General features: G+C 70.4%; 25 protein-coding genes. 14 read left to right on the forward strand and 11 right to left on the reverse strand.

The features are described 5' to 3' along the window. Window positions 1-62 precede the first annotated feature (62 nt). From rplU to HLA95_RS04895, 7 genes are all read left to right on the forward strand, one after another. Window positions 63-374, forward strand: a complete 312-nt coding sequence (rplU, locus tag HLA95_RS04865; RefSeq protein WP_191059974.1) for a 50S ribosomal protein L21 — start codon at window positions 63-65, stop codon at window positions 372-374. Window positions 375-474: 100 nt separating this feature from the next. Then, a complete protein-coding gene (rpmA, locus tag HLA95_RS04870) occupies window positions 475-744 on the forward strand; it encodes a 50S ribosomal protein L27 (protein WP_191059973.1) in 270 nt (89 codons plus the stop codon). 78 nt (window positions 745-822) lie between these two features. Continuing rightward, window positions 823-1,857 (forward strand): GTPase ObgE, encoded by a 1,035-nt coding sequence (gene obgE / locus HLA95_RS04875; protein ID WP_191059972.1) that lies wholly within the window; start codon window positions 823-825, stop codon window positions 1,855-1,857. Further along, window positions 1,854-2,963, forward strand: coding sequence for a glutamate 5-kinase (gene proB, locus HLA95_RS04880; RefSeq protein WP_222182636.1), 1,110 nt, complete (start codon window positions 1,854-1,856; stop codon window positions 2,961-2,963). The genes obgE and proB overlap by 4 nt, the downstream gene beginning before the upstream one ends. 14 nt (window positions 2,964-2,977) lie before the next feature. Continuing rightward, window positions 2,978-4,246 (forward strand): glutamate-5-semialdehyde dehydrogenase, encoded by a 1,269-nt coding sequence (locus tag HLA95_RS04885; protein WP_222182638.1) that lies wholly within the window; start codon window positions 2,978-2,980, stop codon window positions 4,244-4,246. Between the two features lie 108 nt (window positions 4,247-4,354). Beyond that, complete coding sequence (locus HLA95_RS04890) at window positions 4,355-4,918, forward strand: sigma-70 family RNA polymerase sigma factor (RefSeq protein ID WP_191061728.1); 564 nt, start codon at window positions 4,355-4,357, stop codon at window positions 4,916-4,918. Further along, entirely contained in the window at window positions 4,915-5,649 is a 735-nt protein-coding gene (locus tag HLA95_RS04895; protein ID WP_191061727.1) for an anti-sigma factor, read from the forward strand. Before HLA95_RS04890 ends, HLA95_RS04895 begins: the two co-directional genes overlap by 4 nt. 15 nt (window positions 5,650-5,664) lie before the next feature. Here the strand turns inward: HLA95_RS04895 and HLA95_RS04900 are convergent, their stop codons facing one another. Beyond that, window positions 5,665-7,086, reverse strand: a complete 1,422-nt coding sequence (locus HLA95_RS04900) for an aminotransferase-like domain-containing protein (RefSeq protein ID WP_222182640.1) — start codon at window positions 7,084-7,086, stop codon at window positions 5,665-5,667. 164 nt (window positions 7,087-7,250) lie between these two features. Here HLA95_RS04900 and HLA95_RS04905 point away from each other — a divergent pair, with 164 nt between their 5' ends. The 5 genes from HLA95_RS04905 to nhaA all read left to right on the forward strand — a co-directional run bounded on the left by HLA95_RS04905 (window position 7,251) and on the right by nhaA (window position 10,701). Beyond that, window positions 7,251-7,673 (forward strand): DUF983 domain-containing protein, encoded by a 423-nt coding sequence (locus HLA95_RS04905; RefSeq protein WP_191060478.1) that lies wholly within the window; start codon window positions 7,251-7,253, stop codon window positions 7,671-7,673. Between the two features lie 61 nt (window positions 7,674-7,734). Further along, window positions 7,735-8,418, forward strand: coding sequence for a nicotinate (nicotinamide) nucleotide adenylyltransferase (nadD, locus tag HLA95_RS04910; RefSeq protein WP_191060477.1), 684 nt, complete (start codon window positions 7,735-7,737; stop codon window positions 8,416-8,418). A 20-nt stretch (window positions 8,419-8,438) separates the two neighbouring features. Then, a complete protein-coding gene (gene rsfS, locus HLA95_RS04915; protein ID WP_191060476.1) occupies window positions 8,439-8,792 on the forward strand; it encodes a ribosome silencing factor in 354 nt (117 codons plus the stop codon). Between the two features lie 7 nt (window positions 8,793-8,799). Beyond that, window positions 8,800-9,258 (forward strand): 23S rRNA (pseudouridine(1915)-N(3))-methyltransferase RlmH, encoded by a 459-nt coding sequence (gene rlmH / locus HLA95_RS04920; protein WP_191060475.1) that lies wholly within the window; start codon window positions 8,800-8,802, stop codon window positions 9,256-9,258. Window positions 9,259-9,369: 111 nt separating this feature from the next. Beyond that, complete coding sequence (nhaA, locus tag HLA95_RS04925) at window positions 9,370-10,701, forward strand: Na+/H+ antiporter NhaA (protein WP_191060474.1); 1,332 nt, start codon at window positions 9,370-9,372, stop codon at window positions 10,699-10,701. Window positions 10,702-10,723: 22 nt separating this feature from the next. On the opposite strand, the gene HLA95_RS28805 is transcribed toward nhaA, so the two are convergent. The 6 genes from HLA95_RS28805 to HLA95_RS04955 form a co-directional block, all read right to left on the reverse strand. Beyond that, complete coding sequence (locus HLA95_RS28805; RefSeq protein ID WP_222182642.1) at window positions 10,724-11,734, reverse strand: mandelate racemase/muconate lactonizing enzyme family protein; 1,011 nt, start codon at window positions 11,732-11,734, stop codon at window positions 10,724-10,726. Window positions 11,735-11,918: 184 nt separating this feature from the next. Further along, entirely contained in the window at window positions 11,919-12,905 is a 987-nt protein-coding gene (locus HLA95_RS04935) for a cation diffusion facilitator family transporter (protein ID WP_222182644.1), read from the reverse strand. 89 nt (window positions 12,906-12,994) lie between these two features. Then, the gene (sppA, locus tag HLA95_RS04940; RefSeq protein WP_222182646.1) at window positions 12,995-14,764 is read right to left on the reverse strand and encodes a signal peptide peptidase SppA; all 1,770 of its coding nucleotides are present in this window, start codon (window positions 14,762-14,764) and stop codon (window positions 12,995-12,997) included. A 3-nt stretch (window positions 14,765-14,767) separates the two neighbouring features. Next, a complete protein-coding gene (gene rlmN, locus HLA95_RS04945) occupies window positions 14,768-15,931 on the reverse strand; it encodes a dual-specificity RNA methyltransferase RlmN (RefSeq protein WP_322100101.1) in 1,164 nt (387 codons plus the stop codon). A gap of 8 nt (window positions 15,932-15,939) precedes the next feature. Next, on the reverse strand, window positions 15,940-16,482 hold the full coding sequence (locus HLA95_RS04950) for an invasion associated locus B family protein (RefSeq protein ID WP_191061622.1): 543 nt from the start codon (window positions 16,480-16,482) through the stop codon (window positions 15,940-15,942). Between the two features lie 112 nt (window positions 16,483-16,594). Then, the gene (locus HLA95_RS04955) at window positions 16,595-17,161 is read right to left on the reverse strand and encodes an RNA methyltransferase (RefSeq protein ID WP_191061625.1); all 567 of its coding nucleotides are present in this window, start codon (window positions 17,159-17,161) and stop codon (window positions 16,595-16,597) included. A 151-nt stretch (window positions 17,162-17,312) separates the two neighbouring features. Between HLA95_RS04955 and HLA95_RS04960 the strand changes: the two genes are divergently transcribed. Then, a complete protein-coding gene (locus tag HLA95_RS04960) occupies window positions 17,313-18,371 on the forward strand; it encodes an NADPH:quinone oxidoreductase family protein (protein ID WP_222182648.1) in 1,059 nt (352 codons plus the stop codon). 4 nt (window positions 18,372-18,375) lie between these two features. Here the strand turns inward: HLA95_RS04960 and HLA95_RS04965 are convergent, their stop codons facing one another. The 3 genes from HLA95_RS04965 to HLA95_RS04975 form a co-directional block, all read right to left on the reverse strand. After that, complete coding sequence (locus HLA95_RS04965; RefSeq protein ID WP_191060762.1) at window positions 18,376-19,284, reverse strand: DMT family transporter; 909 nt, start codon at window positions 19,282-19,284, stop codon at window positions 18,376-18,378. Then, window positions 19,281-20,168, reverse strand: a complete 888-nt coding sequence (locus HLA95_RS04970) for a DMT family transporter (RefSeq protein WP_191060761.1) — start codon at window positions 20,166-20,168, stop codon at window positions 19,281-19,283. Before HLA95_RS04970 ends, HLA95_RS04965 begins: the two co-directional genes overlap by 4 nt. Before the next feature lie 166 nt (window positions 20,169-20,334). Then, entirely contained in the window at window positions 20,335-21,507 is a 1,173-nt protein-coding gene (locus tag HLA95_RS04975) for a glycosyltransferase family 4 protein (protein WP_191060760.1), read from the reverse strand. 159 nt (window positions 21,508-21,666) lie between these two features. Between HLA95_RS04975 and HLA95_RS04980 the strand changes: the two genes are divergently transcribed. Beyond that, window positions 21,667-23,133: an oligosaccharide flippase family protein gene (locus HLA95_RS04980; RefSeq protein WP_191060759.1), complete on the forward strand. Its 1,467-nt coding sequence runs from the start codon at window positions 21,667-21,669 to the stop codon at window positions 23,131-23,133. Here the strand turns inward: HLA95_RS04980 and HLA95_RS04985 are convergent. After that, the gene (locus HLA95_RS04985) at window positions 23,111-24,307 is read right to left on the reverse strand and encodes a polysaccharide pyruvyl transferase family protein (protein WP_222182650.1); all 1,197 of its coding nucleotides are present in this window, start codon (window positions 24,305-24,307) and stop codon (window positions 23,111-23,113) included. The two genes, HLA95_RS04980 and HLA95_RS04985, sit on opposite strands and share 23 nt — an antisense overlap. Between the last annotated feature and the right edge of the window lie 182 nt (window positions 24,308-24,489).

Here is a 24,489-nt window from a genome sequence, read left to right on the forward strand (position 1 = left end):
CGGGTACCCCTACCCGGCGTGCCGTGTTGTTCGGTACATTCCGACCTCAGGATCTTCGTCCCATGTACGCAGTCGTCAAGACCGGCGGCAAGCAGTACCGCGTGACCCCCAACGAGGTGATCCGCGTCGAACTGCTGCCCGCAGAAGCCGGTGCAACCGTTGAGCTCACTGAAGTCCTGATGGTCGGTGGTGACTCTCCCGTCGTCGGTTCCCCGCTGGTCGCGGGCGCCAAGGTGACGGCTACCGTCCTCGAGCAGGACAAGGACGATAAGATCATCGTCTTCAAGAAGCGCCGCCGGAAGCATTACCGCCGCCGGACCGGCCATCGCCAGATGAAGACCGTCCTGCGCATCCAGGAGATCGTCGCGGCCTGAACGGCCCGGCCTTCTTGAGAATCCGCGGGCACCTGCCCATTTGGACAACGAGTGTCGTTTCCGGCTTGTTCGGCGACGATTTCAGCAGTGGAGACATCCCATGGCGCATAAAAAGGCCGGTGGCTCTTCGCGGAACGGTCGCGATTCGGCCGGTCAGCGCCTCGGCGTGAAGAAGTTCGGCAGCGAGAACGTCGTCGCCGGCAACATCATCGTCCGTCAGCGCGGCACCAAGTGGCACATCGGCACGGGCGTGGGCCTCGGCCGCGACTACACGATCTTCGCCACCCAGGACGGGCAGGTGAAGTTCCACGATGGACCGAAGGGCCGCAAGTACATCTCGGTGGTCCCGACCCAGGAAGCTGCCGAGTAACTCCGGCTCTTCCCATCGATGAGATGACGTGACGGCCGGGGAGTCCCCCCGGCCGTTTTCGCTTTTGGAAGCACGACGATGCGCTTTCTCGACAGCGCCAAGATCTACGTCCAGTCCGGCCATGGCGGGGCGGGCAGCGCATCGTTCCGCCGCGAGAAGTTCATTCCCGAAGGCGGGCCGAACGGCGGCGACGGCGGCCGGGGCGGCTCGGTGATCGTGGTCGCCACCGCCGACCTGAACACGCTGATCGACTACCGCTACAGCCAGCACTTCCGCGCCGAGCGCGGCGGCCACGGCATGGGTGCGGACCGCCACGGCAAGGCCGGCAAGGACCGGATCCTCAAGGTCCCGGTCGGCACGCGCATTCTCGCCGAGGACAAGGAGACCGTGATCGCCGACCTGGTCGAGGACGGCCAGACGGTGACCTTGTGCAAGGGCGGCGATGGCGGGCGCGGCAACACCCATTTCAAGACCTCGACCAACCGCGCACCCCGGCGGTTCGAGCCCGGCTGGCCCGGCGAGGAGCGCTGGGTCTGGCTGGAGCTGAAGCTGCTCGCCGATGCCGGCCTGGTAGGGCTGCCCAATGCCGGCAAGTCCAGCTTCCTGGCAGCCTCCTCGCGCGCCCGGCCCAAGATCGCCGACTATCCCTTCACCACGATGGAGCCGAAGCTCGGCACGATCGTAATCGACCACGAGGCCTTCGTCCTGGCCGACATCCCGGGCCTGATCGAGGGCGCCTCGGAGGGTGCGGGCTTAGGGGATCGCTTCCTGGGCCACGTGGAGCGCTGCGGCGTGCTCATCCATCTGGTGGACGGCACCGAGAGCCGGATCGTCCAGGCATACAAGACCATCCGCAAGGAGCTGGAGCTCTACGGCCATGGTCTGGTCGACAAGCCCGAGATCGTCTGCCTGAACAAGGTCGACGCGCTGACCAGGGAGCAGCTGCGCCGCAAGGCGAAGAGCCTGGCCGAAGCCTGTGGCCAGGAGCCCATGCTGATCTCCGCCGCCACCGGCGAGAACGTGCGGCCCGTGCTGCTGCGCGCCTTCGAGCTGGTCAAGGCCAAGCGCGCCGCCGAGGCCGAAGCCAGAAAGAACGTGCTGGAGGTCTCGTGACCTCCCCGCTTTCCGCCCGCCGCCTGGTGGTCAAGGTCGGCAGCTCGCTCCTGGTGGGCGCGGACGGCCGGCCCCGCCAGGCATGGCTGGATTCGCTCACCGCCGACCTCGCCCGGCTGCGCTCGGCCGGCACCGAGGTGATCGTGGTGAGTTCCGGCGCCATCGCGCTCGGCCGCCCCGTCCTGGGCCTGCCGGCCGGGCCGTTGCCGCTCGAGCAGAAGCAGGCGGCAGCCGCGGTGGGGCAGATCCGCTGGGCGGCTGCCTGGGCGGAGAGCCTGGGCAAGCAGGACCTGACCGCGGCGCAGATCCTCCTGACCCTGGACGATACCGAATCGCGCCGGCGCTACCTGAACGCCCGCTCCACCGTGGCCGCCCTCCTGGCCCAGGGTGCCGTGCCGGTGGTCAACGAGAACGACACGGTCGGCACCACCGAGATCCGCTTCGGCGACAACGACCGGCTGTCCGCCCGGGTCGCGGTGATGGCTTCGGCCGAGACGCTGGTGCTCCTGTCCGATGTGGACGGGCTCTATACTGCCGACCCGCGCCGCGATCCCGACGCGCGCCATGTCCCCACCGTCCAGGACATCACGCCCGAGATCGAGGCGATGGCGGGCGGCGTGGGCTCCGCGGTCGGCACGGGCGGCATGGTCAGCAAGCTGGTGGCGGCGAAGATCGCCAACCATGCCGGCTGCTCGGTGGTGCTCGCCAAGGGCGAGGGCCTGCACCCGCTGCGCGCGATCGAGGAAGGCGGGCGCTGCACCCGCTTCGTCGCGAAAGCCAGCCCGCACGGTGCCCGCAAGCACTGGATCGCGGCATCGCTGGGGGTCACCGGCGTCATCACCGTGGACGAGGGGGCGCTCCGGGCTCTCCTCCAGGGTCGCTCGCTGCTGCCGGCCGGCGTGCGCGGGGTGGAAGGCAGGTTCGAGCGCGGCGATGCCGTGCTGGTGCGCTCCCTGGACGGCCGCGACCTGGCCAAGGGCCTGATCGCCTATGATGCGGGCGATGCCCAGCGCATCGCCGGCCTGCGCAGCGAGGACATCGAGCGCACCTTGGGCTATCGTGGCCGCGACGTCCTCATCCACCGCGACGACCTGGTGCTGCTGTAAGGGAGCTTCTGGCAATGGCCGAGAGCGAGATGGTCGACCTGATCGGGCGGATCGGCCGCCGGGCCAAGGATGCCGCCGCCGGCCTGGCCCTGGCCCCGTGCGCCGCCAAGGACCAGGCCCTGCTCGACGCCGCCGCCGGCCTGCGTGCCGGCCAGGCGGCCCTGCTGGAAGCCAATGCGAAGGACATGGAGGCCGGCCGCACGGCGGGCCTCAGCCGCGCCCTGCTCGACCGGCTCCTGCTCACCCCGGAGCGGATCGAAGGGATGGCCGTGGGCCTGGAGGTGGTGGCCGCCCTGGAGGATCCGGTCGGCCGGGAGCTCGCCCGCTGGCGCCGCCCGAACGGTCTGGACATCGCGCGCGTGGCCGTGCCGCTGGGCGTGGTCGGCGTGATCTATGAGAGCCGGCCGAACGTCACCGCCGATGCCGCGGGTTTATGCCTGAAGGCCGGCAATGCCGTGATCCTGCGCGGCGGCTCGGACAGCTTCCATTCCTCGCGCGCCATCCACGCGATCATCGCGGATGCGGTCGCCAAGGCAGGCCTGCCCGCCGATGCCGCCCAGATGATCCCGACCACCGACCGCGCCGCGGTGGGTGCTTTGCTGGCGGCCAGCCAGCATGTCGACGTGATCGTCCCGCGCGGCGGCAAGTCGCTGGTGGCCCGCGTCCAGGCGGAGAGCCGGGTGCCGGTGTTCGCCCATCTGGACGGCAACAACCACACCTACCTCCATGCCAGCGCCGGCCCGAACATGGCGCTGGATCTCGTGCTGAACGCCAAGCTCCGGCGCACCGGCGTGTGCGGCGCCACCGAGACCCTGCTGGTCGACCGCGCGGCGGCCGCCCGGCTGCTCCCGCCGATCCTGGATGCGCTGGCCGCCAAGGGCTGCGAGATCCATGGCTGTGCCGAGACCCTGGCGATCTGGCCGAACGGCCAGCCGGCCGATGAGGCGGACTGGAGCACCGAGTTCCTGGATGCGGTGCTGGCGGTGAAGGTCGTGGCCGGGCTGGACGAGGCGATCGGCCATGTGAACGGCTTCGGCAGCCACCACACCGACTGCATCGTCGCGCGCGACGCGGATGCGGCCGAGCGGTTCCTGGCCGAGGTCGACAGCGCCATCGTCACCCACAACGCCTCGACCCAGTATGCCGATGGCGGCGAGTTCGGCTTCGGTGCAGAGATCGGCATCGCGACCGGCCGCCTCCATGCCCGCGGCCCGGTCGGGCTGGAGCAGCTCGTCACCTACAAGTACCAGGTCCGCGGCAGCGGCCAGTGCCGACCGGGCTGAACCGCTGCCCCGGCGGGCGACACATCCCTGAGATGAGTTCAGCTCGCCGCTTGGCTGCCGGGTGGCGCCGACTTATCTGTTGAGCAGATGCGCACGGCGGACCTCACGGTGTCGAAGGACGCCGACGATAGCCCGGAACTGCTGAATGACCTGCTGGTACAGGTCGGCCGGCGGGATGCCGAAGCGTTTCGCAAGCTCTATGCCGCGACCGCACCCAGGCTGCTGGGCGCGGCCCTGCGGATCGTGCGCCGCCGCGAGGTGGCCGAGGATGCGCTGCACGATGCCTTCCTCCGGGTCTGGTGGCATGCCGACCATTATGACCCCGCCAGGGGCACGGCGATCGGCTGGATGATCACCATCCTGCGCAACAGCGCCATCAACCATCTGCGCAAGGCCGGCCGTGAGCGGGTCGTCGCCAGCCCCGACGCCGACGAGGACGGCGACCTGCTGGAGCGGATGGATGCGGTGCCAGGGGTCAGCGCCGCCGACCGGCTGTCGCTGGTCCACTGCCTGGGCGAGCTGGAGCCGCTGCACCGGCGCTGCCTGGTCATGGCGTTCGCCGATGGCTGGACCCATGAGGAGCTGGCCGAGCGGCTGGGCCAGCCGCTGGGCACGATCAAGAGCTGGATCCGGCGCAGCCTGGCCCGCCTGCGCACCTGCCTCGACGCATGACGCCCGACGACGATCCCCCCGACGAGCTGGACCTGGACGCTGCCGAGTTCGTCCTGGGCACGCTGCCGCCGGTCGAGCGGATGCGCTTCGAGATGCGGCTGCGCAACGACCGGCTGGCCCAGGCCAGGATGGCGTGGTGGCAGCGCCGCCTGGCGCCGCTGATCGGCCTGATCGAGCCGGTCGAGCCGCCGCCCGCCCTGCTGGAGCGCATCGAGCGCTCCATCCAGCGCCAGGGCCGCCCGGCGCGCGGCAAGGTGTTCGTGCCGCTGCACCGCCGGATCTGGAACAGCCTGTCGCTGTGGCGTGGCCTGGCCTTCGGCTTCGGCCTGCTGGCGGCGGCATCCGTCGGCCTCCTGCTGGTGAACCCGCTGACCCGAGGGCCGGGCGCCGCCTATGTCGCGATCCTGGACGATACCAGCGGCAACCCGATGTGGCTGGTGAGTGCCGACCCTGCCGCCGGGGCGGTGTTGATCGACCCGGTCGGCCGGATGAACGATGGCGAACTCGTCCCCGAACTCTGGCTGATCCCCGCGGGCAGCCCGGTCCCGGTCTCCCTGGGCGTGCTCGATCCGGATGCCCGCATGGCCATGGCGCTGCCGGAAGAGCGCATGGCCGGCATCGGCGGCGGTGCCATGCTGGCGGTCAGCCTGGAGCCGGAAGGCGGCTCGCCCACCGGCCGGCCGACCGGCCCGGTGGTCCAGCAGGGCCGGATCGTCCCCTATCTGCCCTGAAGCACGGCCGGCGCCTCAGATCACCGGGCGGCCGGCCGCTGCCGGCTGCCGTTCCAGGAGCCGGCGCAGGCAGGCGAGCGCCTCCGCCAATGCTGCCCGATCGTCCGGCACCCCCAGCGAAACCCGCACCGCCTCCATCGCCGGCGGCCCCACCGCGAATGCGTCGCCGGGCGTGACCGACAGGCCGAGCCTCCCCGCCTCGCCGGTGAAGCCGGCAGCACGCCAGCCCTCCGGCAGCTTCAGCCAGAGATGCGGGCAGGACGGATCGGCGGCCGGGCCGAAACCGGCCAGGATGCCGGCCGCCAGATGCTGGCGCGCCCGGTTCTCCGCCCGGATCGCGTCGCGGATCGCAAGGAGGCTGCCGTCCCCTGCCCAGCGCATCGCCAGGCCGGTCATCAGCGGCGGCGGCATGAGGCAGGTGGCGCGCAGCATCTGCACCAGCCGGTCCGCCTCGGCCGCCGAGGGTGCCGCGACCAGCGCCGTGCGCAGCGCCGGCGTGGCGCATTTGGACAAGGTGGTCACGTGCCAGCTCCGTTCCGGCAGGAGGCACGCCAGCGGCGGCAGGTCCGCCTCCTGGAGCAGGCCATAGGCATCGTCCTCGATGATCGCGATGCCATGCTCCGCCGCGATCTCGGCCAGCTTTGCGCGCCGCTCCAAGGGCAGCGTCGCCGCGGTCGGGTTGTCGGCCGATGGGATCAGGTAGAGCGCCTTGGGCCGGAGTGCCCGGCACCGCTGTGCGACGGCCTCGGGCAGGATCCCCGCCCCGTCCATGGCCAGAGGCACCAGGCGAACGCCGTGGCGGGCGGCCACCGCGATCAGGCCGGGATAGGTGAACTCGCCGCACAGGAACCCGTCGCCCGGCCGGAGCAGCAGGGCGCACAAAGCATGGAGCGCGCTCTGGCTGCCGCTGGTCAGCACCACCCGTTCCGGAGAGAGCGGCCCCAGCCGTTGTTCCAGGAGCCGTGCTGCCAGCGCCCGGTCGCCAGGGCTGCCGCCGCTCTCGCCATAATGCAGCCGCGCCAGGCCCGGCTCGTCCGCCAGCATGGCGGCGATGCCCTGCCCGATCCGCGCCGCCAGCCGGGCGGCGGCCGGCTGCGGCGGCGAGTTCATGCTGAGGTCGACCGGAGCCGCCGGCGTCGGAACAGCCGGGTCCAGGGCGGCCAACGCCCCCTCGGCGACGAAGCTGCCCTGCCCCGCCCGCCCCGCCACCAGCCCGCGCGCCCGGGCCAAACGGAAGCCGCGCATCACCGTGGTGAGGTCGACGCCCAGCTCCTGGGCCAGCCGGCGCTGCGGCGGCAGACGGTCGCCCGGCCGCAGCCGGCCCGAGCGCAGGGCCGCGACCAGGGCCGCCACGATCCCGGCCGCCTTGCCGCCCTCGCCCGGCGGCAGTTCCGGCCGCCAGGGAACGTCGCCGCCGCCAGCACTGTTCTCGTACATCGAGGAACGTCCACGACAGATGGTCGCGCCCGGCCGCATCCCGGACTAGGCGCGATTGGCGGCAGCGGCGTGTACGGCTATGTCTAGCCTATTGTAGGCATCTTGTATGGCTTGCACCCGTGGCATGCATACATTGCCCGGCGCGGAAGGAAAGGATCCATCCCATGCAGGCGACCGCCCCCGGCACCCCTGGCAGCGGCGGCCCTTGGCACGAGACCAGCAGCCCGATGCGCACCGGCATTCGCGGCCGCTGCCCGCGCTGCCAGCAGGGCCACCTGTTCCGGGGCATCCTGAGCCTGCGTGAGCGCTGCGAGGTCTGCGGGCTGGACTACTCCTTCGCCGACCCCGCCGACGGCCCGGCCTTCTTCGCCATGTCGATCGTGGGCATCCCGGCCCTGGTGCTGGCGGTCTGGCTGGATCTCGCCTTCGACGCACCCTACTGGGTCCACCTGGTGGTGACCTTCCCGTTCGCGGTGCTGGCCTGCATGGCGCTGCTCCGCCCCTTCAAGGGCTGGCTGGTATGCTCGCAGTATTTCTACAAGGCCGAGGAGGCGCGGCTGGTGACCGACCGGGACAAGGAAGGCTGAAGGCCTTGCGCCCGCGCCTTGGATCGGCTCCGTTGCCGGCCCCGGCCCTCTTCGGCGCACCATGCCCCTGGATCAGACCTTTCCTCGCCGCCCGGTCGCCCGGATCGACCTGAAGCAGGCAGTACCCCCTGTCCCGAGCCCGGCCCTGCCCGCCCAGGCCCGGGTGGGCCTGTTCGGCGGCTCGTTCAACCCGGCCCATGAAGGGCATCTCCATGCCAGCCAGGAGGCGTTGCGCCGCCTGGGGCTGGACCGGGTCGTCTGGCTCGTCTCGCCGCAGAACCCGTTGAAGGAGCGCCGCGGCATGGCGCCGTTCGCGGAGCGCTTCGCCTCGGCCCGCAAGGTGGCGCAGGCGGACCCGCGCATCGAGGTCAGCGACTACGAGGAGCGGCACGGGCTGCAATACTCGGCCGACACGGTGGCCCGGCTGAACCGGCGGGGCGACCGGCGTCATGTCTGGCTCATCGGTGCGGACAATCTGCTGCAACTGCCACGCTGGAAGCATTGGCTGCGCCTGCTGCACGCCTGCCCGGTTGCGGTGCTGGCACGCGCACCATATCTTGAGCGTGCTGGAACAGGACTGGTGGCCCGGCGCTTCGCCGCCGCTCGGATCGACGAGCGGCAGGCGCATCGCTTGGTCGACCTGCCGGCTCCGGCATGGGTCTTGTTGCATCATCGGCTGCATCCGGCCTCGTCCACGGCGATCCGTGGCGAGCGGAAGGCGGCGAGCCAGGAGAATTTCACATAGCCACCGCAGGCAATGGAGGCATGGCATCGACCGACCTCCTCGACTTCATCACGAAGTCGCTCGACGACGACAAGGCGGTTGACCCGGTCGTCGTCGATCTGGCGGGCAAGACCTCGATCGCCGACTGGATGGTGGTCGCGTCGGGGACCTCGCAGCGGCACATCTCCTCCATGGCGGAGAAGCTGCTGCAGAGCCTGAAGGACCAGGGCTACAAGAACGTGTCCGGCGAGGGCGTGGGCGCCTCGGACTGGGTGCTGATCGATGCCGGCGACGTGATCGTGCATCTGTTCAAGCCCGAGACGCGCAGCTTCTACGATATCGAGAAGCTCTGGTCGGTGGAGGCCCCCAAGCGCCTGGCGGTAGCGCCCGGCTGACCGGCCGGTGCGTGCCGTCATCCTGGCGGTCGGGCGCAACCGCGACTCGGCGATCGAAAGCCTGGTCGAAGCCTATCGCCAGCGCTGCCCCATCCTCGCCCCCCTGGTCGAGGTCGAGAGCCGTCGCCCTGCCGAGGACCCTGCCCGGCAGGACGACGAGGCACGTCTGCTGCTGGCCAAGGTCCCCCAGGGTGCCACGGTGGTGGCGCTGGACGAGCATGGCCGCCAGTTCGACAGCGTCGCATTCGCCGGGCGGCTGGGGAGCTGGCGTGATCAGGGCGTGCGCGACCTGGCCTTCCTGATCGGCGGGGCGGCCGGCCACGGCCAGGCAGTCCTGGCACGCGCCGACCTGAAGCTGGCCTTCGGCAGCATGACCTGGCCGCACATGCTGGTGCGGGTGATGCTGGCCGAGCAGATCTACCGGGCCACCACCATCCTGTCCGGCCACCCATATCATCGAGCCTGACCGCCTCGGGCCAAACCTCGAAATCGATCTGGGGGCAACCGGTTTCGCTTGCCCACATGGATCGTCTTGTCCATCTCTGCTCGCGATTCGTGCCGGGAACAGAGGTGAAGTATGGCAGCAGCCAAGTCAGTAGGAGCTATCGAGCGGCGGATCGTGCTGCCATTCAGGCGCTTCTTCGAGACAGCGAGTGCCAGCGGCGTGGTGCTCATCGCCGCAGCCGGCTTCGCCTTCATTTGGGCCAATTCGCCATTTGCCCCGGCTTATGAGGCGATGAAGCATGCGCAGACGACGGCTACCATTGGCGGTGTGGGCGTAGACAAGTCGCTGGCACACTGGGTCAACGATTTCCTGATGGCCCTGTTCTTCTTCGTGGTGGGCCTGGAGATCAAGCGCGAGCTGGTGGCCGGCGAACTGCGCGGCTGGGCCCGTGCGGCGCTGCCGGTGATGGGTGCGATGGGCGGCATGATCGGTCCGGCGCTGATCTACTTCCTGATTGCCGGCTCCACTGCCTATGCACCCGGCTGGGGTGTACCCATGGCGACCGATATCGCCTTCGCGGTGGGCGTATTGGCCCTGATTGGTGATCGGGTACCGTACAGCCTGAAGGTGTTCCTGCTCGCGTTCGCGATCGTCGACGACCTCGGCGCTGTCATCGTGATCGCACTGTTCTACACGCCGGACCTTGCGGTAGTGCCACTGCTGATCTCGCTGGGCACCTGCGCGCTTGCCGCCGTCTATGGCCAGCAAGGCGGTGGGCGCCCGATCATCTATGTCGTGCTGGGCGGGATCGCCTGGTACGCGATGCTGAAGTCCGGCGTCCACGCCACCATTGCCGGTGTACTGATGGCGTTCACCGTGCCCCTGCGCCAGGTCCCGGATCCGGTGACGCTGGGCGAGGCGCTGACGCCCAGGCTTTCCGGGAGCCCGGAGCGCATGGAGGTCGAACTGCACTCGCTGGAGGCGCTGATCGAAGAGCGGCGCAGCCCGCTGCACAATTTTGAGCATAAGCTCCAGCCCTACGTCGCCTTCCTGATCATGCCGATCTTCGCCCTGTTCAATGCGGGCGTGAACGTGACCAGTGGCGCCCTGGAGATCGGCCTCGGAGCCTTCGCGGTGTTCGTGGCGCTCCTGCTCGGCAAGCCGATCGGGATCGTGGGTGCCGTGCTGCTGGGCGCGGCGCTCAGGCTCTACCGCCTGCCGCCGGAGATGGACATCCGGACGCTGCTGGGCATGGGCCTGCTGGGCGGTATCGGCTTCACCATGTCACTGTTCATCGCCGGCCTGGCCTTCCCCGACCCGGCCATGCTGGACGAGATCAAGCTTGGTGTCCTGTGCGCCTCCGTCGTGGCGGCATTCGGTGGCCTCGTCCTGCTCCGTGCAGTGCTGCCGGCGACGCCGATCCGGGCGCACCATCCGGCGCCGACGGAGCACGCCGCCTCCTGAGGCCTTCCATCCCGCCTGCCGTTCAGCCGAGCGGCAGGCGCCGCATTCGGCCAGGTGCCGCTGGATCGTGGAAATGGTCCAGCGGCCCGTGGTCCACGAAATGGCGGTGCCAGCAGGCCAGGGCCTCGTGGTCCAGGCAGACCCCCAGGCCCGGCCCGTCCGGCACCTGGACCACATCGTTCTTCTGCCGGAACGGCCCGCCCTCGATCACGTCGCCCAACTGCCAGCGGAACAGCGACTGGGACGGCTCGCGGATCCAGGGCATCGCCGCGGAGACGTGCAGATAGGCGGCTGTGCACACGCCGGCGTCGCCCGAATAGCACCAGAAATCGACGCCCATCGCCTCGCAGGCGCCGATGAAGCGCACTGCCCGGCCGATCCCGCCCAGCACGGCGAAGTTGACCACGATGGCATCCGGCGTGCCAAGGGCCACCGCCCGGCGCAGGTCTGGCACGTGGCTGGAGAAGCGGATCGAGGAATGACGGCGCAGGGCAGCCATCTCCTCGAAGGTCGCGACCGGATCCTCGTAGTTGCGGACGTCATAGGGCTCGATCTCGCGCAAGATCCGGATCGCGGTCGGCAGCGACCACTGCATGTTGGAATCGAGCCGGATGGTGGGCTCCGGCCCCAGTGCCCGGCGCAGCAGCTTTACGGTCCGGATCTCCAGCAACGGGTCGCCCTGGATCAGCTTGCCCTCGAACAGCGTGCTGCCATGCGCCTCGCGCATCGCCAGGCAATGCTCCGCCACCGCCTCCGGCCCGGTCTCGCGGCCCTCCCGGAACGCGAAATACTCGGTGAACGGCACGGCGTCGCGGACCTTGCCGCCGAGCAGAAGGTGGAGGGGCTGGCCCCAGGCCTTGCCGCGCAGGTCCCAGAGCCCGATCTCGATGGCGCCGAACGCCTTGGCGACCGAGGCATCATCCGTGTTCTGGACGATCTGCCAGGGCGGCAGGCAGCGCCGCTCGCACTCGGCGATGTCGAGCGGGTCCATGCCTTCCAGCAACTCGCCCATCCGCCGGACGGTCGCCAGCACGTCGACCGGGGCGCCTCGCCCAGGCCCACCAGGCCCTGGTCGGTGAAGATCTCGATGATCAGCTTGGAGGTGCCGGGATAGAGCCCGCCGCTCCACAGCAAAGGCGCTTCCAGGGGGATGTTGACCGGGGTGACCTTCAGGCGGGTGATGCGCATCTGCCCTCCGTACCGGGCGCACCCGCCCGTCAGTCGATGTGCGGCTCGCCCGCCGGCACCGGATGCACGGTGACTTCCGCGCCGGCCAGCCGCTCCTCGAGCTCCGCCTCGATAGCATCGGCGATCCGCCGGGCACTGGCCACCGGCATCTCGGCCGCGACCTCGACCTCCAGCTCGATGCAGCAGCGGTCGCCGGTCTCGTAGCCATGGAACTGGCCCACTGCCAGCACGCCCGGCTGGGCGGCCGCCAGCGTCTCGACCTGCCGACGCAGGTCCCGCGGCAGCGCCCGCTCCAGGAGCGTGGCCACCGCATCCCGCCCGATCCGCACCGCCATCACCAGGAGGTAGATCGCCACGCCGGCGCCGACCAACGGGTCCAGCCGCTCCAGCCCGTACAGGCCGGCACCCAGCAGCGAGAGCACCACGGCGATCTGGGTGAGCAGGTCGCCCTCGTAATGGGCGCGGTCCGCCGCGATCGCGGCCGAGGCGGTGAGCCGCACCACGCGACGCTGGTAGCCGACCAGCACCAGCGTGACCACGATCGACACCAGCATCACCGCGAGACCCCACCAGCCGTGCTGGATCGGGACGGGATAGACGAACTGCCGGATCGAGATACTGAGCGCGAACAGGCCGGCACCCGCCACGAACGCCGCCTGGGTCAGGGCCGACACCGCCTCGGTGCGGCCCGGCCCCATATGGCGGCGCGGCTCGGCAGGCGCGCGCGCGGCGCGAAAGCTCAGCCAGATCATGCCGGAGGCGGCCAGGTCGGCGAAACTGTCGACCGCGGAGCTCATCAGGGCGGTGGAGCCGGTGGCGATCACCGCCAGGAGCTTGAGCACCGCCAGCGCCACCGCGACCAGGACGCTCAGCGTCGAGGCGCGCGCGATCAGGCGGCGGCGCCGCTCGGGGCCGCCGTCCAGGGCCGGCCCGGATGGCGCGGCTCTCGCCTGCTCCGGCACCGGGTCGGCCGGCGGGGGCGGTGCCACGATGGCGGGATCGCTGGGCTCGTTCATGCTCACACGAGGCCGTTTGCCCCGTTCGGCAGCGCCGATCAACCCTGCACAGGCAAGAGCGCCCGCAGTTTCCGGAACCGAGCGCCGCGTCACTCCACCGCGGGCGGCGGCAGCGTCATGACGGCCGGCCCGTTGGCCAGCACGCCGAGACTGCCGCCCAGTAGCGTGTCGACCGCGGTCAGGCCGCGGCGCAGCCTGCCCAGCAGGCGGAACAGGTCGCTGCCCGGATCGGGCAGGGTCACCAGGCTCACCTCCTGGTCCGGCTGGAGGCCCAGGCGTTCCTTGACCGCCGCGATCGCGTCGGCGAGGCCGCCCAGCCGGTCGACCAGGCCGATCGGCAGGGCCTGCTCGCCCGTCCAGACCCGGCCGCGTGCAACCTCCTCGACCGCCTCGGCGGACAGGCCGCGCCCGGCCGCGACCCGCTCCTTGAACGCCCGGTAGATCGTGTCGACCATCCCGTCGACCTTGGCCTGCTCCGCCGGCGTGTAGGGGCGGTTCAACGTCCAGAGCTCGGCGTTCTCGCCGCGGCTGGTGGTGAGCCAGTTGACCTCCAGCCACTCCCACAGGTCCTGGAGGACCGGCTTGCCGGCGAGCACGCCGATCGAGCCGGTGAGCGTCGCGGGGCCGGCCAGGATCAGGTCGGCATCCGCGGCGATCCAGTAGCCGCCCGAGCCGGCCACGTCGCCCATGCTGACCACCACCGGCTTGCCCGCCTCTTTCAGCCGGTCGATCTCGCGCCCGATCGTGGCCGAGGCCACCGCGGAGCCGCCGGGGGACGCGATCCGGAACAGGACCGCCTGGACGTCGTCGTCCTGGCGTGCCGCGGCAAGGGCACCAGCTACGTCGTCGGCGGATGCGGTCTGGCCCTGCAGCCCGCCGCCCCCGCGCAGGATCGGCCCCACCGCATGGATCACCGCGACCTGCGGGAACTCGCCCTCGGGATGGCTGCGCACCCAATAATCCTCGACCGCCACCCGCCGCCAGCGCGCCGGGCCGACCACGCTGCCGGAGGCGGAGCCCCCATAGAGCCCGTTCAGCACCTCGTCCTCATGCGCGATCCGGTCGATCAGGCCCGCGGCCAGCGCCGCCTCGCCGGTATAGGGGCCGGCATCGATCAGCTCGCCGATCCGGCCGGCCAGCGACGGGCGCCCGGATTCGATGCCGGTGCGGAACTGCCGGTCCAGCGAGTCCAGCAGGGCCTGGCTCATCTCCCGGTGCTCGGGCGACGGCTCGGACGCAGCGGCGACGTCGAACGCGGTCTTGTACTCGCTGCGCCTCGTGACCTCGAAGCGGATGCCCAGCTTCTCCAGCAGGCCCTGGGCGAACGGCTCCTGCATGGACAGGCCGGCCAGGCCCAGCGAGCCCACCGGCTGGAGCACGATCTGATCGAACGCGCTGGCGAGATAGTAGCCTTCGTTGGCCGGGCTCAGCTCGCCGAGACTGTCGGCATAGGCGACCGTGCGCTTGCCGGCGGCGCGCAGCTCCAGGATGGCGCTGCGCAGTTCCTGGGTGGTGGCAAAGCCGCGAGGGGTCTCGTCGATCCGGGCATAGACCGCCTTGACCCGCGGGTCGCCCGCGGCCCGGTCCAGCGCCTCCACCAGGTCGAGCAGCCGGTACTCCTCCTGGTCACTCAGCCAGCCCGCCATCCAGCTGGGCTGGCCTTCCAGGATCGGCCGGCGCAGGTCGAGGCTCAGGAACATCTGGTCGGGCAGCGGCTCCTCCTGGCGGGAGAGCCACCAGATGCCGCCCGCCACGCCCAGCACCAGAAGGAGGCTGAAAAAGCCGACCGTGGCCAGGAAGCCGGTCAGGAACCGCCGCAGCCACGACCGCCGCCGGGGTCGATCGCGCCCGTTGTCCATGGCTCAGTGCAGGGCGGCAGCGGGGGCGGGCGTCGGAGCCGCCGCCGGCGGGGCAGCAGCGGCCTCGCGCCGCGCCCGGATCCGCTCGCTCGCGGTCTTGAGCTGGCCGCAGGCCGCCAGGATGTCGCGGCCGCGCGGCACCCGCACGGGGCTCTGGTAGCCGGCCGCCTCCACGATCCGCGCAAACGCGTGGATGCGGTTGTTGGACGAGCAGGTGAACTCCGCACCCGGCCAGGCATTGAACGGGATCAGGTTGACCTTGGCGGGGATGCCTTCCAGCAGCCGGACCAGCTCACGCGCATCGGCATCGCTGTCGTTCACGCCGGCCAGCATCACGTATTCGAAGGTGATCGGCTTGTTGCGGTGCGGGTAGGCGCGGCAGGCATCGAGGAGCTGCGCGATCTTCCACTTGCGATTGACCGGCACCAGCTCGTCGCGCAGCTCGTCGCGCACCGCATGGAGCGAGATGGCGAGGCCGGTGCCCAGCTCCTCGCCCCACTGCACGATCCGCGGCACCACGCCCGAGGTCGAGAGCGTGATCTTGTGCTTGGACAGGCCGATCCCGTCGCCGTCGCTGGCGAGCTTCATCGCGGCCGCAATGCCGTCATAATTGAACAGCGGCTCACCCATCCCCATCACGACGATGTTGGTGAACAGCCGGTCGTCGCGCGGGCTCGGCCACTCGCCCAGTGCGTCGCGCGCCACCAGGAGCTGGGACAGGATCTCGCCCGGCGTCAGGTTGCGCACCAGCGGCATGGTGCCGGTGTGGCAGAACTTGCAGGTGAGCGTGCAGCCGACCTGGGTCGAGACGCACAAGGCGCCCCGGTCGTCCTGCGGGATGAACACGCACTCGACTTCCTGGCCGTCGAAGAAGCGCAGCAGCCACTTGCGCGTGCCGTCGGTCGACTGCTGCTCGACCACGATCTCGGGCCTGGCCACCGAGAAGCGTTCGGCCAGCCGGGCGCGCGTCTCCTTGGACAGGGTGGTCATCTGCTCGAACGAGGCGGCACCCCGGCAGTAGATCCAGTGGAACAACTGGCGGGCGCGCATCGGCCGCTTGGCTTCCGGCTCGCCGATCTCGGCGAGGGCGGCCTCCAGGCCGGCACGATCCGTCCCGATCAGGCTGGGCAGCCCGTCGGCGGCCAGGGGCTTTCTCAGTTCGGGCACGTTCTGTCTCAGCCTCGGTATACCGGCGGCGTCGCCAAGCTCGCCGTGCCGCCGCAGGTGGCGGACAGGGCGTTGTAGGCGTCGGTGAAGCCGGAGAGGGAATAGGTGTCGATCGAGTTGGTGCCGCGGGTGGAGGTGGCGCGTACCACCGCCTCGCGGCCGCGCCGCATCGCGTTGATCGCCTTCTTGTCGTCCTCGGAGCTCTTGGCCCAGGCCTGCTCGTCGCTGGTGAAGAAGCTGAGCGCCGTGCCGTCGATCTGCACCGCGACCTCGCTGCCCTTCTTGTAGGTGTAGCCGACCCGCACGCTCACCTCGTCGATCGGCGGATTGGCGGGGATGCGGGCGACGATGATGAAGGGATTGCCGCGGGACTTGTAGTTGCCCTCCTGCTTCTTCGGCTCGGACGCGATGTAGCAGAGCTTCTCACCGCCCTCGACCATGTACAGGTTCCAGTCCTGGTGGTTCGACACGAGCTTGGGCGCAGCCAGGGCCAGGGCCAGGGCGGGAACGAAGGTCGCGAGCGACAAAACGACAGCGGCGAGCGCCTTCATGCAACTCGGCTCCGACAACTTGGATGGTGGGCGACAGAAATGACGAGTGTCCGTCCAGCATAGCGCTGCCGGGCCCGGACCAGAAGAGGGCGTTGCCGACGCGGCACCGGTGTCAGCCACCGGACGCTCCGGCCGTTCGGGCGCGGCGCAGCACCACCCCCCCATGGACGTGCGGGGCGGGCGCCTGCACCGGGCCGCCCGGCATCACCGGGCGCTCGCCGAACCGGCCGAGCGTGAGCTGGCGGTCATACATGACGATCGCCGCGGCGATCGCGAGGTTGACGCAAAACCGCGTAGGGATCCGCACCACATGGTCGCAGCGCGCCAGCATGGCGGGGCTCAGCGAGGCGCGCTCCGGGCCGAACACATAGGCGGCGGCGGAAGGGTGGCGGAACGAGGGCAGCGGCACCGCGTCGTCGGTCAGTTCCACGCCCACCAGCTTGGCCCCGTGCGGCAGGGCCAGCTCCTCCGGGCTGCGGTGCCGGAACACCGGCAGGCTCAGATGGGCGCGCGACGTGTCGGTCCGCCCGGCCTGGCGCAGGGTGGTGGCCGGGTCGACCAGGAACAGATAGGCGGCGCCGAAGGCGTGGGCGGTGCGCATCAGGTTGCCGAAGTTCACCTCCTTGGAGATGGCCTCCGCCCCGATCGCGAACCAGCCGCGAAGTGGTTGCTCGGACATGCCGCCCATTTAGGCAGTCCAGGCCTGCTGGAAAAGGCTCGGCGGGAACCAGCCATGCCGGAACGAGCGGTTGGCGACCTTTTCGCAGCCGCAAGCTGCGCCTAGGATCGTCCACCAGTGGTTGCTTCCCCGGATCGTATGGAAACCTTCAATGCGCGCGTTGGTCTGTGAGCAGACGCGGGGCCTGGAAGGCCTCGCCCTGAAGGAACTGCCCGATCCGGAGCCCGGGGCCTGCCATGTCCGGATCGAGGTGGCCGCGGCCGGGGTCAATTTCGCCGACCTGCTGATGCTGGAGGGCCGCTACCAGGAACGCCCGCCCGTGCCGTTCGTGCCGGGGCTGGAAGTGGCTGGCACAATCGACAAGGTAGGTGCCGGCGCGGTGATGGGCGGCGTCGAGCCCGGCCAGCGGGTGCTGGCCTTTCTCGACCATGGCGGCTTTGCCGAGAAGACCCTGGCCCGGGCCGAGGACGTGATCCCGATTCCGGACGAGGTGGACGACGTCACCGCGGCCGGGCTCGCCATCACCTACGGCACGGCGCTGGGTGCCCTGTCCTGGCGGGCCCAGCTCCTGCCGGGCGAGGTGCTGCTGGTGCATGGTGCCGCCGGCGGGGTGGGCCTGGCCGCCGTCGAGGTCGGCAAGGCCATGGGGGCCAGGGTGATCGCCACCGCGCGCGGTGAGGCGCGCGCCGCACTGGCGGCCGAGCATGGTGCGGACCATGCGCTGGACAGCGAGGACCCGGAGCTGCGTACCCGGATCAAGGAGCTCACCGACGGGCGCGGCGTGGACGTGGTGTTCGATCCCGTCGGCGGCGCCCTGTTCGACCTGTCGCTGCGGGTCACGGCCTGGGAGGGCCGGATCGTGGTGGTGGGCTTCGCGTCCGGCGAGATCCCGCAGATCCCGGCCAACCTCCTGCTGGTGAAGAACATCGCGGCGCTGGGCTTCTTCTGGAGCAGCTATCGCAAGCACGACCCGGGCCGCCTGCGCGAAAGCTTCGAGCAGTTGTTCGCCTGGCTGGACGAGGGCCGGATCCGGCCGCACGTCGCCCAGGTCCTGCCCCTGGCGCAGGGCCAGGACGCCCTGGCGCTGCTGAAGGAACGGCGCAGCACCGGCAAGGTCGTGGTCCAGGTGGCGCCCTCGCCGCCCAAGCCCGGCTACCGCACGGCACCGCCGAAGCTGCGCAGCCAGGGCCAGGCACGCCCCCGGCGCTGAAGCGTCAGCCCGGCTGGCCGACCACCGCCAGCCGCTGCAGGGTCACCGCCTCGCGCCGGCGCACCGTCTCGCGATGGATGATGTAGATGCCGGACGCGATCACGATCGCTGTACCGAGCCAGGTCCAGCCATCCGGCAGCGGGTCGCCGAACACCACCAGGCCGATCACCGCCGCATAGAGCATCTGTATATACTGAAACGGCGCCACCACCCCGGCCTCCGCCCTTGCATAGGCCAGCGACATCAAGGTGAACCCGCACCCGCCCAGCAGGCCGCCCAGTAAGGAGACGGCGAGCTGCGGCAGGGTCGGGGTGGTCCAGACGAACGGCAGGACCGGCAGCATGCCCAGGAAGATGCCGGCACAGACCCAGACCGCGAAGGTGGCCGGGTGGTCGTCGCGGGCCAGGCGCACCACGGCATGGATGAAGCCCCACAGGCCCGAGGCGGCCAGCATGCACAAGGCGGCCGGGCCCAGCAGGCCGCTGCCCGGGCGCAGCATGATCAGCACGCCGATGAAGCCCACCACAACCGCACTCCAGCGCCGCCAGCCGACCTTCTCGCCCAGGATCGGCACGGACAGGGCGGTGATGATCAAGGGCTGGCTGAAGGCGATGGCATAGGCATCCGTCAGCGGCATGACCGAGTAGGCATAGAACACCAGCACGCAGGCGAGTGGTGCGAGGACAGCGCGGGCCAGGTGCAGGCGCGGGTTGGCCGGGCGCAGGACGCGCAGCCCGCCCGACCATGCCGCCCAGGCCACCGGCACGACCAGGCAGCCGGCGGCGTTGAAGGCCGCCACCTGCACGACATGCCATTGGCTGCCCAGGAGCTTCACCACCGTGTCCTGGAGGGTGAAGACGAAGAAGGAGGAGAGCGCGATCAGGATCGCGGACAGGGTCGAGGGCGCGCTCATGCCGGGCTGGTCCTGCTGCGGATGGCTTCGCGGTGGAAGACGTAGACGCCCGAGGCGGCCACCACCGCCGCACCCAGGACGGTGGTGACTTCCGGGATGTCACCGAACAGGAGAAAGCCCACCAGGAGACCGTAGAGCATCTGGCTGTACTGAAAGGGCGCAATTACCCCCGCCTCGGCCAGGTGATAGGCCTGGACTAGCAGCATGAAGGCGCAGCCGGCGATCGCCCCGGCGGCAAGGCCGATCGTCGCTTCCAGCGGGGTGGGCAGCACGCCCACGAACGGCATGGCGCCGAGCGCCAGGACCACCGTCATCACGTTGCCGTACAGGGCGAAGGTCTCGACCGGCTCGCCCGAGCGCATCCAGCGCAGGAAGATGGTGGCGCAGGCATGGAGGAAGGCGCCGCACAGGGCCAGCAGGCGGACGGGCTCGGTGCCGCCCGAGGGGCCCAGCATCAGCAGCACGCCGGCAAAGCCCACGCCCACCGCACTCCAGCGCCGCCAGCCGACCTGCTCCTTGAGGAGCGGCACGGACAGGCCGGTCGCGATCAGCGGCGAGGTGAACAGGATCGCATAGACATCCGCCAGCGAGAGCTGGGTGAAGCTGGAGAAGATCAGGACGGTGGAGGTGAAGGACAGCGCCCAGCGGGCCAGGTGGCGCCGCAGCATCCGGGTCTTCAGCCGATGGAGGCCGCCGCGCGCCTGGGCGACCAGGAAGGTGACGACCAGCGCCCCGCCGGAGGTGAACAGCATCACCTCCAGCACGTGGAAGCGACCGCTCAAGAGCTTCACCACCGTGTCCATCGCGGTGAACATGGCAAAGCTCGCCAGCGCCAGCATGATGCCTTGCCGGCGGGCCGGAATGCCCGCCGCGTGCCCGTCCATGTTCCGCCGTTTCCAGGGGGTGTAGCTCACGCCCCGGTAGCGGATCGGCTGGTGTCAGTTCAACGGAAGAACAAGTGCCGCGCGTTGATACCGCGGGAACGGTGCACGCAGGCCGCAGACCCGGCCGCCCGCCGCTGCCCGCACCGGCGGCAGCGGGAAGACGCGGTCAGTGGACGCCGGTGTGCCGGGGGCTGGAGCCGAACCAGGGCGTGCGGTTGCTGCCGTTCTCGGCACTGGAACCGTACACGCGGTCAAATGCCTGGGCGACCAGATCGGGCGCGAACTGCTCCACCCGCCGCTCGCCGCGCTCGCCATACTCGCGGGCCAGCGCCGGGTCGCGCACCAACTTGGCCAGTTGCGCGCGCAGCGCCTCGACATCGCCCGCCGGCACGCAGATGCCGGCTTCGCCCACCACCTCGCGGCAGCCGGGTGCCGTGGTGGTGACCACGGCGCAGCCAGCCCCCATCGCCTCCAGCAGCACCATCGGGAAGTTCTCGTGCGAGGACGGCAGCACGAAGATCGCCGAGCTGGCATACAGCTCGGCCAGGGTCTCGCGGGGCAGGAAGCCGCGGAAGTCGACCGGGCAGTTCAGCTCCTCGGCCTGCTGGCGGAGCTGCGGGGCATGGGGGCCGTCGCCAGCCACGATCAGCTCGACCGGCTCGGTCATGCCGGCCACGGCCGCGATCAGGTCCTGCACGCCCTTGCGCGGGACCAGGCGGGTGGCCACCAGGATGCGGTTGGGCTTCTTGGCGCGGGCGGGGATGCCCGGATGGGGAGCGAACGGGTTGGGGACCAGGACGGCGGAGGGGCCGCCTGCCTGGCGCAGGAGGCCGCTCAAATGGGCGGACGGCAGGGTGACCTTGTCGGCGCTGTTGACCAAGTAGCGCCAGAGCGGGCGGATCAGGCGGTGGATCATGTCGAAACGGTCAGGATTATAGCCTGGCACGTCCGAACCATGCGCGGTCAGCGTGAGGGGAATGCCGAACCGGCGTGCCAAAGGTACGGCGACCATGGCGCCGGGAACGATGAAATGCGCGTGAATGGCGTCGAAGCGGCGCGCCCGCAACAACCGGCGGCCTTCTAGAAGAGCGCCCGGAATCCAGGTGGCGAGTTCTGCCGCCGTGGAGTAATGGCGGGCCGAGCGACGGCAGGGGGTGCGGACGATCTCGACACCGGCCTGCCGCTCGCGCGCAGGTAGATCGCGCATTCCGGAAGTAAGCACAGTAACTTCGCGACCCATCCGGGCCTGTTCTTCGGCCAGAATGCGTACCGCGGTGGCACCGCCACCGCCGATTGGCGGGTACTCATGACAGACAATTAATATTCTGTGATGCTGCATCCCCGCCTCAACTTTGCGACCCTGGCCTGCGGACACTTCCCTCGACGTGATTATTCGCTTTCCTCACTATCTTATGCAAGATCTCACGGCCGCTCGGCCCCATTAAATGCCCCGACTGCGCTACGTTCCCTGCAACACCGCAGAAAGTGAAGCTTGCCGGTGACCGACCCCTCTCAGCTCACGGCCGATCCCGGCCTTGCCCGCCGGGCTGCGCGCGGCGTGGCATGGACCATGCTGGAGACCTGGGGCCAACAGGGCCTGCAGCTCCTGTTTTTCGTGCTCCTGTCTCGAATCGTCGGGCCTGAAGGCTATGGTATCCTAGGCTTGGCTTTGATCGTCAATGTGGTGGGTGAGGTTCTGATCACCAACGGCGGCTGGGGCGACGCCGTGACGCGCCTGCAGGATCCCGAGCCCGAGCTGCTCGATTCGGTGTTCTGGGCGGTGATGGGCCTGGCCCTGCTGCTGGTCGTGGCGGCGATCCTCCTGGCCGGCCCCGCCGCCTGGTTCTTCGAGATCCCCGAACTGTTCCTGGCCCTGCCCGCCATGTCGCTGGCCCTGCCCGGCACGGCCCTGGTCGTGGTGCCGATGGCCCTGCTGCGCCGCCGGCTGCAGATGGGCCCGCTGGCCATGCGCACCCTGGTCTCCCTCGCCGTCGCCGGGGTCGCGGGCGTGCTGCTGGCCTGGCAGGGTGCGGGCGTCTGGGCGCTGATCGTCTTCCAGGTCCTCCAGTCGCTGGTGGGTGCGGTGCTGCTCTGGCCGACCACCGGCTACCGCCCGGGCTGGCGCTTCGACCGGCGCCGGCTGGCCAGCGTCACCGGTTTCGTCCGGGGTGCCACCAGTGAGCGGGTCCTCTACATGGTGGACGCGCTGATGCCGCGGGTGATCCTCGGCAAGTTCCTGGGCCCGATCGAGCTCGGCTATTACGTGCTGGCCGCCAAGGTGGTGGAGCTGCTCTCGCTGGTGGTGCAGCGGCCGATCCAGCGCATCCTCCTGCCCGCGGTCGCCCATCTGAGCCAGGACCCGCAGGCCATGGGCCAGGCCGTGGGGACCACGCTGCGCCTGGCCCTGCTGGTCACCGCACCGGCCGCGCTCGGCATCCTGGTCACCGCACCCGACCTGCTGCCCCTCCTGTTCGGCCAGAGCTGGGCGGAGGCGGCACATGCCCTTCAGTTCATGGCGGTGCTGGTCATGATCGTCCCGGTCATCCAGATCACCACCAGCGTCGACTATGCACGCGGGGTGAGCGCGCCGCAGGCCTGGCTGGCGCTCCTGTCCTGCGTCCTGTTGGCGGGCCTGGTCGTCCTGCTCCAGCCGGTGACGCTGGTGAGCGTGGCGGCAGCGCTGATGATCCGCGGCCTGCTGATCATCCTGGTCCGGATGGGACGCACCGTCCGGGTCTGTCGGCTGCCGGTCCTGCCGCTCCTGCGCGACCTCCTGCCGATCCTCCTGGCCGCGGGGGTGTCAGCCCTGGCGGCCTACGTGGTCCGCAGCTTCATCCCGGAAGGCACGAGCCTACCGCTCCGGGTCGCTGCCGAGGTCCTGGCCGGCGTGGCCGCCTATGCCGCTGCCCTCATGATCTTCGCCCGGAGCAGCCTGCGCCTGCTCACCCGGCTGGCACGGCGCTAGCCGGCCGCCCCACCGCCTGGAGCAGGCCGTCCACCCCGGCCTCGACGGCAGCGATGCAGCGCGCCACCGCCCCCTCTTGCGGGGCTGCCCCGTCCAGGGCCGCATCCAGGAGCGCATCCAGGCGGGCCGCCGCGTCGCCATGCACCAGCTGGCGGACGTCGACCACCCGCTCGCCGATGCCCAGCAGCTCGGCAAAGCCGTTGAACTTCGGGTTGTAGCCCAGCCCCACCAGCGGCACGCCCATGCCGGCCGCCAGGATCAAGGGGTGCATCCGCCCGCCCAGGAAGGCCTGGCACAGGCCGGTGCAGGCCTTGAGCAGCCGGGCGTCGCCGATCGGCAGCACGGTGGCGGCGTCGCCATGGCGCATCTGCGCCGCGATCTTGCCCGCCAGCACGTCGTCGGCCTCGGACGGCGCGCAATAGGTCGGCAGGAACAGGACCCGGACGTTCAGCCGCTCCACCTGCCGGTCGAGCCGCTCGGCGATCCGCTCGATCAGGATCTGCCCCTCCGGCCCGGCCTGCGGGTCGGCGATCCCCAGATGCTTGGCGAACTTGCGCGGGATCAGCCGGGCCTTGGGCGGGAACCAGCGGCGCACCGCCACACCCAGGATCGGCCGGTGGTCCAGGGCCAGCCCGGCCGCGGCCAGGGCCGCCTTGGCCTGGTCGCGGCTGGCCGGCTCCAGGCAGATCGCCGGGTCCGGGACCAGTTGCACCTGCTTGTCCGAGAGGGCCTGGGCCACCTTCTGCGCCACCGGGTCGCGCACGCTGACGAAGCGCATCGCCTTGAAGGTCGCCCGGGCCGCGAGCTTGCTGGTCGGATGGTCGAGCGGGCCCACGCCCAGCGCGAAGCCCGCGACCTCTGCACCCGCCGCACGCGCCGCCAGGGCGCGAGCCGCCCAGTAGGGCATCTTCAGGAGGCTGTCGTCGTCCTGGAACAGGCCGCCCCCGCCGATCAGGACCAGATCGGCCTCCCGCATCGCGTGGAGCTGGGCTGCGGGTGCCGCCTTGGGCACCGCCGCCACCCCGAGCTCGCGGGCGACCTCGTCCGGCCGGTCCGTCACCACCGTGATGCGCGCGTCGGGCAGCCGCTGGCGCAGCAGCATGCAGGTGGCGGTCCGGATCGCCTGGTCGCCAATATTGCCGTCGGCATCCCCTGCCAGAATCAGAATCCGCAAGCCTTCACTCCCGATGCGATGGCGTCGCGGCGTTATGCAGAAGGCGGCGCGGGACGCCTAGCGGTTGTGCGTGCACCGCGCGCCATTGTCCCGCTCGCCGCATCCCTCCCTCGACGCGCGCGTCCGGCTGGTGCAGTAATGTGTCGTGGATTCCGAGGCCACTGCACAGCTTCCGGAAATAA

It is taken from the genome of Geminicoccus harenae (assembly GCF_019800005.1).
Lineage (GTDB): Bacteria > Pseudomonadota > Alphaproteobacteria > Geminicoccales > Geminicoccaceae > Geminicoccus > Geminicoccus harenae.